A 6,502-nucleotide genomic window follows, 5' to 3' on the forward strand; every position below is an offset into this window, starting at 1 on the left:
GAATGAGAAGGAATCTGTTTCTCATAAGTTCTTTATCAGCAGTTTAAAAGAGGTATCTGCCGAACAAATGTACAAGTATACGCGCCAGCATTGGAGCATTGAAAATCAACTCCATTGGCAGTTAGATGTTACCTTTGGCGAAGACACCGCTGCAATCAAGCGCGAAAATGCAATCGTCAATCTGCATATTATTCGCAAATGGGCGTTATTTCTGCTCAAGAAAGACCCTGATAAAATGAGCATCAAAAGAAAAAGAAAAAAAGCCGCACGAAATTTAGCATATCTCCAGACAATCCTTAAAAACTAACTTTTGGTGCGGAAGCCCTACCTTTTGCACCTCGACCACTTAAAAGTTGGACAAAATTTGTATCTTAGCATACAGATTAAAAATTTATTTCACCAAAGCAGGAGAAGACCATACAAAATACGGTCTTTCTATTTTATCCTACCTATTTATCCTACTTGTATCCTTTCCCACCAAGACCTAAACCAACGATGCCCAACTTTGTACCCATAGCCCAACCGCTTACGCCACATCGCGCCCTGCAAACTTTGGTAGAGCATCGTTCTACCTTTCAGCTCAAACACTTCGAGCTTAATGTCTTTGAAACCCACACCATCAGCGAGCGCGTAAGTCTTACCTTTGATAGCCTTACTTTTACGGCGATGCTGCGTGGCAAAAAAGTCATGCACCTTGAAGGCAAGCAAATTGGAAAGCACGATTTTGACTACCTACCGGGCGAATCCGTTATCGTGCCTGCCTATCAAGAAATGCTCATTGACTTTCCCGAAGCCCACCAACAGAACCCAACGCAATGTCTGGCGATTGCGATTGATAATGAAAAGATAAAAGAAATTATAGACATTTTAAACCAAAAATATCCGAAAGCCGAAGAAGGCGAACTTTGGCAAATTGAAGATGCACAATACCACCTTAAAAATAGTCAAGCCCTCAAAGATGCCATCGATAGATTGGTTTATATCGCCAAAGATGACAATGTACTGAAAGACCTATTGGCAAATCTCACCTTGCAGGAGCTGCTCATTCGCTTGATGCAGACACAGGCGCGAAAGGTGATTTTTGAAAATTTTAGGCTTTTGAGTAGTCGCAATCGTTTTGCTTTTGTATTGGAATATATCGAGTCTAATTTAGATAAAGCCCTGACAGTAAAGGATTTGAGTGAGAAAGCCTGCATGAGCGAATCGCATTTTTATCGCAGTTTTAAGCAAGAATTTGGCATCACACCCCTCGATTATATCTTGCAAAAACGCATAGCGTTGGCAAAAATGCTATTGAGGCGACGCGAACTAAGCATCACCGATATTTGCTTCCGTCTGGGTTTTAATAGTGTTAATTATTTTAGCAATCTTTTTAAAAAATATGTGCAAATGTCGCCCTCACAGTTTCGGTCGCGATTCTTTTCTTAGGGTTTGGTCAGATGAAATTTTAAAAATTATTTTGTATTATTTTTATATAACTTAAAAAAATGCAAAAAAATAGCGACTTACAAAAGTAAATCGCTATCAAATCAAAACTCAAAAACAAAATAAAAACAAAACAAAAAACAAACTCAATCAACCAACAACTGACTCACTGCGGCGGCATTTAAGCCCCACTCTTTGGTATAAATTTCGTCGACTTGTTTTTCTACTTCGCCCTCAAAATAGGTAGGATTCGGATAGAGTTCCAAGTCTTGTGCTAAGGCTTTTAATTCTAAAATACTACCAATGCTCAAACGGCTTTTGAGCTTTTTGAGTAGCGTCTTCACCGTATTGATATTTAAGTTATGCGCTACCTGCCCACCGAAAGGCATTTCCAACCAGACAATTTCGCGTGCTTTTACATCTAAAACGCCAAAGACAAGCCCTTTTGCCATCTGTTGTGTAATGCGAACCTGATGCTGCACACAAGAGGGGTCGTAGGCGACTCCCGTCTTTTCGGAAATTGCCATCTGGTGTTGAGAAGCCATCCAACCTACTACCAAATTGGGCGAAAGTGCGCCATTAGAATAGGCGTTGCAGGTGAAAGTGGCATAGCCAACCTTTGCGCGTTCTAATTGTGCCACATCTAACTCTATGTATTCTGCCGTTCCGATTTTTTCGGGAATACTGCGAATGTCGCCACTATGCTTACAACCGACAGCGGTTAGATTGCCGAAGTAGCAAATTTCGCTGTGCGTTTTTCCTTCAAAAGCCAAGTGGCAACTCAAATCCATGTCTAAATGCTGGGCAGGTAGCCCTTCACCCCATTGCATGAAAAGGCGGACTTGGTCGCTTTCCAAAGCAAAGCGCGTTCCCATCAAAGCCACAGGCAAATCTTGTATCGTTTGGCTGCGCTCGCCGATAGAAATAGGCATTTTATACAAGAAAGGGTCGATGTAGATGCTGCGCTTGGTAGGAAGCCCTTGTGCGGCTTCTGCCGAAATTGCCTTTTCAAAGCGTTTTTGCATTGCCAAAAGACACAAATCTTCTACGGCGGCTACCATTTCGATGAGTTCCTCGTCGGGGTAGTTGTTTAAAAGCGCATTGTTTGGCACTAACTTGCCATTGCCTCCACCCAAAGGCTTGACTGTGCGCTTGCCGCCGCGCTCGAAATAAAGTGGCGCGTACATTGCCAAAGTAAAGAGCAGACGGGCAGGCACTTGCTCGATGATTTTGGCGAAAGCCTCCGTTGTGGCTTGCCTTCCAAACCAGAGCATATTAGCGAAAAGCGAACGCGCAAAAAGACCGGGGCGTTTTTGCAAAAGGGCAAAAGTACGATTGGCATCTACGCGCAAGCGATAATATTCTACTGCACCCTGCCAAACTTCATAGTCTTGGCGGTAGAAACGGTCTAAAATGGCGGCTAATTTTTCAAAACCTGCCTTTTTGCCGTACTCTGCCAAGCGCAAAGCGCGAATAAAGCGAACCCACATGCCGCGTTTGGGGTGCATTTGCTCACAAATTTTATCCGCTTCGAGTGGCAAATTATTGAGCCATTGTGCCACCCTTCGCCCTTCGCTGCGGTTGTATTTGAGCTTCAAACTCTCCTTTGCCTTAGTAAAAGCAGTTTGGCTATTGTCCAAAGGCTTATGGATATGACGCGAATTTCTTGCCTGACGCGCAACAAGGGTGCGTGGTTCTATGATTTGTAAAAAACCAGTTTTTTTATACCAAAGATAGCGCAAAATATCGGTAGGTGATTGAAAAAACTTTTGTGTTTTTTCAATTTTATTTTGCTCAATATAAAAATCAATCAACACGATTTGCGTTTCTTTCATTTTTATATCGAGGTCGTCTTGCTCTAAAACTTCATTTTTAAGCCCTTCCCAAAATTTTTCATTATGGGCATACAAAAGCAATTTGAGCGTATCGGTTTGGCTTGCATCTAAGGCTGTTTTAGATACTAACAAATCACGCAAAACCTCTTTGACATCGGCTTCGCGCCAAAGGTCTAAAACTTTGAGTTTGGTATTTTGTCCGAAATGCTCGATTTCGCCAAATTCGAAAGGCGTGCCACAAAAGGGGCAGCCATTGTAGCGTTCTAAGGGGAAGGTATCAGGCGGAATGAGGTGTCCGCAGGGCAACACTGTGCCTTTGCCGCCGAAAATATTGCTAAAAAAGGTAAGCAGGTGGTCTGTTACCGATTCGCCTGTGGGCGTGTCCCAGCCCTTGACCAAAGGTGTCCAATTTTTTTCTAAACCTAAGACCTTGCGAAAAACTTGCAGCACCTCTTTTTGAAAGGCAGGCATTTGGTCAGATTCCTGATTGAGAGCCGCCAAAAGTTGGGGCGTAACCCCATAACCTAAGCGTGCCAAATTTGCAATAAGCAGCGAGGTGTCGGCATTTAAGGAGGCGCAAGGGGCTTGGGTAGCAGGAAAACTTGGCACAAAAAGGGCTTGGTAGCGAAGGCTAACGGTAAGAAGATTTTTCATCTGCGTAACAGGTTCTAAAGAAAAAAGGCTAAAAATAAAGTTTGATAATTTTACTGCAAAGGCGAAAGTGGTTAATACATACAATTAGAGAAGTAGGCAGCAATTGACCATAACTTTATGTGGGACAGGGAGGACTCGAACCTCCGACACGCAAATTTCGGTAGGAAGTAAGTTTTATTTGACCAGCTTGGCAAAAAGGGTAATCATTTGTCCGAAGGAGTCGAACCTCTTCTGTCGAAACAGAATCACCAAAGAAGTAGGATAAATTTGACCCTATTTTTATGATAATGACAAAACTATCACAGTTCGCTGCTCTACCAACTGAGCTACTGTCCCTTTTTCAAAAAAAGTCGGGCGGGAAGGACTCGAACCTTCGACCTACGGCTTAAGAGGCAAAGAAGTAAGGTTGATTTGACCTTTGCGAAACAAAGGTAAGTATCACGCTAAACGTTGCTCTAACCAACTGAGCTACCGCCCGAATTTTGTAAAGTAGAAAGCAATTAAAAAACAAAAAAAAGGTAATTTCCTAACTTGTCAATAACCAAAATATTGTGGCGTAACGCCGAAGAAGTAAGTTAGGATTGACCTTTCAAAAAGGACGATAAGGGTCTGCGTGGGTTTCTAAGCGAGAAATTGGGAAGTAACGCTCTTTGACTTGACCGTCCTTTCTACACAACTCAAAACGCTTTCAAAAAATTCCCGCCTTTCGTTTTTTTTGCAAAAAATAGCAAAGCCATCTTCCTTGCGCTGCTATAAGCAATTATAGGGTCGTCTGTGAGGACACAGACAACGGCGGAGGACAACGATGGAGAAGGACACAGACAACGGCGGAGGGACACAGAAAACGGCGTAAGAGAACAATATAAAAAAAATGGTTATATTGCATCTTGTATTTTCAAGTTTGACACGAAATAAAATTTGATTTGAACCCCTACGCCCTTAATTGCGTTGCTATAAGCAATTACATAGTCGTCTGTGAGGACACAGACAACGGCGGAGTCGTCTATGAGGACAACACAAACAACGGCATAGACAACTGCATACACAACGACATAAAAATAAAATAACCATGAAATTCCAAGAACTCTTACAAAATATCACACTGACACACACAGAACTGCAAGCAAAAGCCGTTCAGAGTGTCAATCAATTTCTGACCATTCGCAACTGGTGCATGGGGGCGTACATTGTAGAATATGAACAAAAAGGCAATGACCGCGCAAAGTACGGTGAAAAACTCTTTGCGCTATCAAGGGTTTGAGAAGTGCTACGGATTTGAAAAGGTGTAGAACTTTCTACCAAACGTATCCTAATTTTGGTCAGGCATTTACACAACAAGCGCAGATGTTACTGCCTGCCTCAATTCGACCAGCAGTGCTGGTCGAATTGCAAAATACTGAAAATCAAGAAGTTGATTACGCAAGACTATTGCTGCAACGAGTTTCATTTACGCATTTTTCCGTTTTGATGACCATAGAAAATCCTCAAAAACGCCGTTATTATGAAATGCTGACCCTCAAAACTACGCCTTCGGTGCGTGAGTTGGAAAGACAAATTAATACGCTTTCTTATGAACGTTTGGGATTATCTATTGACAAAGACCTTAGTTTTCAGAAAATAAAAGATACAATAGCAGTACAAAAACCACAAGATGCCATCAAAGATGTGTATATTTTTGAGTTTTTAGGTTTAAATCCGCAGCAAAGTTTTGATGAAACCGATTTGGAAAACGCCTTGATTGCGCATCTACAAGATTTTATTTTGGAATTGGGCAATGGTTTTTGTTTTGAGGCAAGGCAGAAGCGTATTTTGATAGGTGAGGAATATTTTTTTATTGATTTAGTTTTTTATCATCGTTTGCTCAAATGCCATATCTTGATAGAACTCAAAGTAGATAAAATGCAGGCAGGACATATTGCCCAACTGCAAACTTATCTGAACTATTACCAAGCCGAAATAAAAGAAGAAAGCGACAATCCGCCTATCGGTATTTTGTTGGTAACGGACAAAAACGAGGCTCTTGTGCGTTATGCCCTGCCCACACAAAGCAAGGAGTTGTTTATATCGAAGTACAGAATCCAACTACCAACAGAAGAAGAACTACAAAATTTCATTTTAAACGAACTTAGAAAGCGATAAAACTATGAAATTATCCCAAATACTTGCTCTCAAAATCATTTTTTTCTTAACTTGCAAACCACAAACATAAACCCTAAAATATGGCAGCCACACCCAAAGAGCGCAAATATGTAACCCAACTGATAGAGGAAAACCTCCGCAGGCAAGGACCTTATTTGGATTTAGGGCGTTGCGGACTTGATGGCACAGAAGAAGAACTACGACTTTTGGAAGAATGTACGCATTTGGAAACGCTGGTTTTTTCGAATATGTGGGAGGAGTATGAAAAACAAAAGCAAGTAGGAAAAACAAGTCAAAACGAAGGCTTCCAAAATATGTTCATACAAGTTCCGACTCACCTCCCTCAAAACCTAAGAAAGTTGGTTTTAGCGGTACATTGGTATGATGATTGGAAAATTTCGGATTTTTCCTTTTTGAAAGGTTTGACACAATTGCAGGAGCTTAATTTA

8 protein-coding genes and 1 tRNA gene are annotated in these 6,502 nt (G+C 41.5%); 7 read left to right on the plus strand and 2 right to left on the minus strand.

Annotated features, from left to right (window positions below; genetic code table 11):
* The 3 genes from G500_RS0121700 to G500_RS0121705 all read left to right on the plus strand — a co-directional run.
* The coding region (locus G500_RS0121700) for an ISAs1 family transposase (RefSeq protein ID WP_027004067.1) at window positions 1-307 on the plus strand (307 nt) is incomplete at its 5' end.
* Between the two features lie 46 nt (window positions 308-353).
* Window positions 354-488 (plus strand): hypothetical protein, encoded by a 135-nt coding sequence (locus G500_RS26540; protein ID WP_281169358.1) that lies wholly within the window; start codon window positions 354-356, stop codon window positions 486-488.
* A gap of 7 nt (window positions 489-495) precedes the next feature.
* Window positions 496-1,428: an AraC family transcriptional regulator gene (locus G500_RS0121705; protein ID WP_027004068.1), complete on the plus strand. Its 933-nt coding sequence runs from the start codon at window positions 496-498 to the stop codon at window positions 1,426-1,428.
* Window positions 1,429-1,571: 143 nt separating this feature from the next.
* Here the strand turns inward: G500_RS0121705 and G500_RS0121710 are convergent, their stop codons facing one another.
* Together G500_RS0121710 and G500_RS25900 are read right to left on the minus strand one after the other, a co-directional pair.
* Window positions 1,572-3,914: a hypothetical protein gene (locus G500_RS0121710; protein ID WP_027004069.1), complete on the minus strand. Its 2,343-nt coding sequence runs from the start codon at window positions 3,912-3,914 to the stop codon at window positions 1,572-1,574.
* Window positions 3,915-4,264: 350 nt separating this feature from the next.
* Window positions 4,265-4,392 (minus strand) — tRNA-OTHER (locus G500_RS25900).
* Window positions 4,393-4,837: 445 nt separating this feature from the next.
* Here G500_RS25900 and G500_RS25905 point away from each other — a divergent pair.
* From G500_RS25905 to G500_RS26145, 4 genes are all read left to right on the plus strand, one after another.
* On the plus strand, window positions 4,838-4,981 hold the full coding sequence (locus G500_RS25905; RefSeq protein ID WP_154657278.1) for a hypothetical protein: 144 nt from the start codon (window positions 4,838-4,840) through the stop codon (window positions 4,979-4,981).
* Between the two features lie 2 nt (window positions 4,982-4,983).
* A complete protein-coding gene (locus tag G500_RS26330) occupies window positions 4,984-5,175 on the plus strand; it encodes a DUF1016 N-terminal domain-containing protein (RefSeq protein ID WP_211220189.1) in 192 nt (63 codons plus the stop codon).
* Window positions 5,176-5,189: 14 nt separating this feature from the next.
* Window positions 5,190-6,053, plus strand: coding sequence for a PDDEXK nuclease domain-containing protein (locus G500_RS24610; RefSeq protein WP_211220190.1), 864 nt, complete (start codon window positions 5,190-5,192; stop codon window positions 6,051-6,053).
* 80 nt (window positions 6,054-6,133) lie between these two features.
* Window positions 6,134-6,502 (plus strand): hypothetical protein (locus G500_RS26145; RefSeq protein ID WP_027004070.1); only part of this gene is annotated, 369 nt, incomplete at its 3' end.

This window comes from Hugenholtzia roseola DSM 9546, assembly GCF_000422585.1.
Classification (GTDB): Bacteria; Bacteroidota; Bacteroidia; order Cytophagales; family Bernardetiaceae; genus Hugenholtzia; species Hugenholtzia roseola.

Coding starts and splice junctions, on each gene's coding strand:
- G500_RS0121705 (WP_027004068.1), top strand. CDS start 496: ATGCCCAACTTTGTACCCATAGCCCAACCGCTTACGCCACATCGCGCC.
- G500_RS0121710 (WP_027004069.1), bottom strand. CDS start 3,914: ATGAAAAATCTTCTTACCGTTAGCCTTCGCTACCAAGCCCTTTTTGTG.
- G500_RS26330 (WP_211220189.1), top strand. CDS start 4,984: ATGAAATTCCAAGAACTCTTACAAAATATCACACTGACACACACAGAA.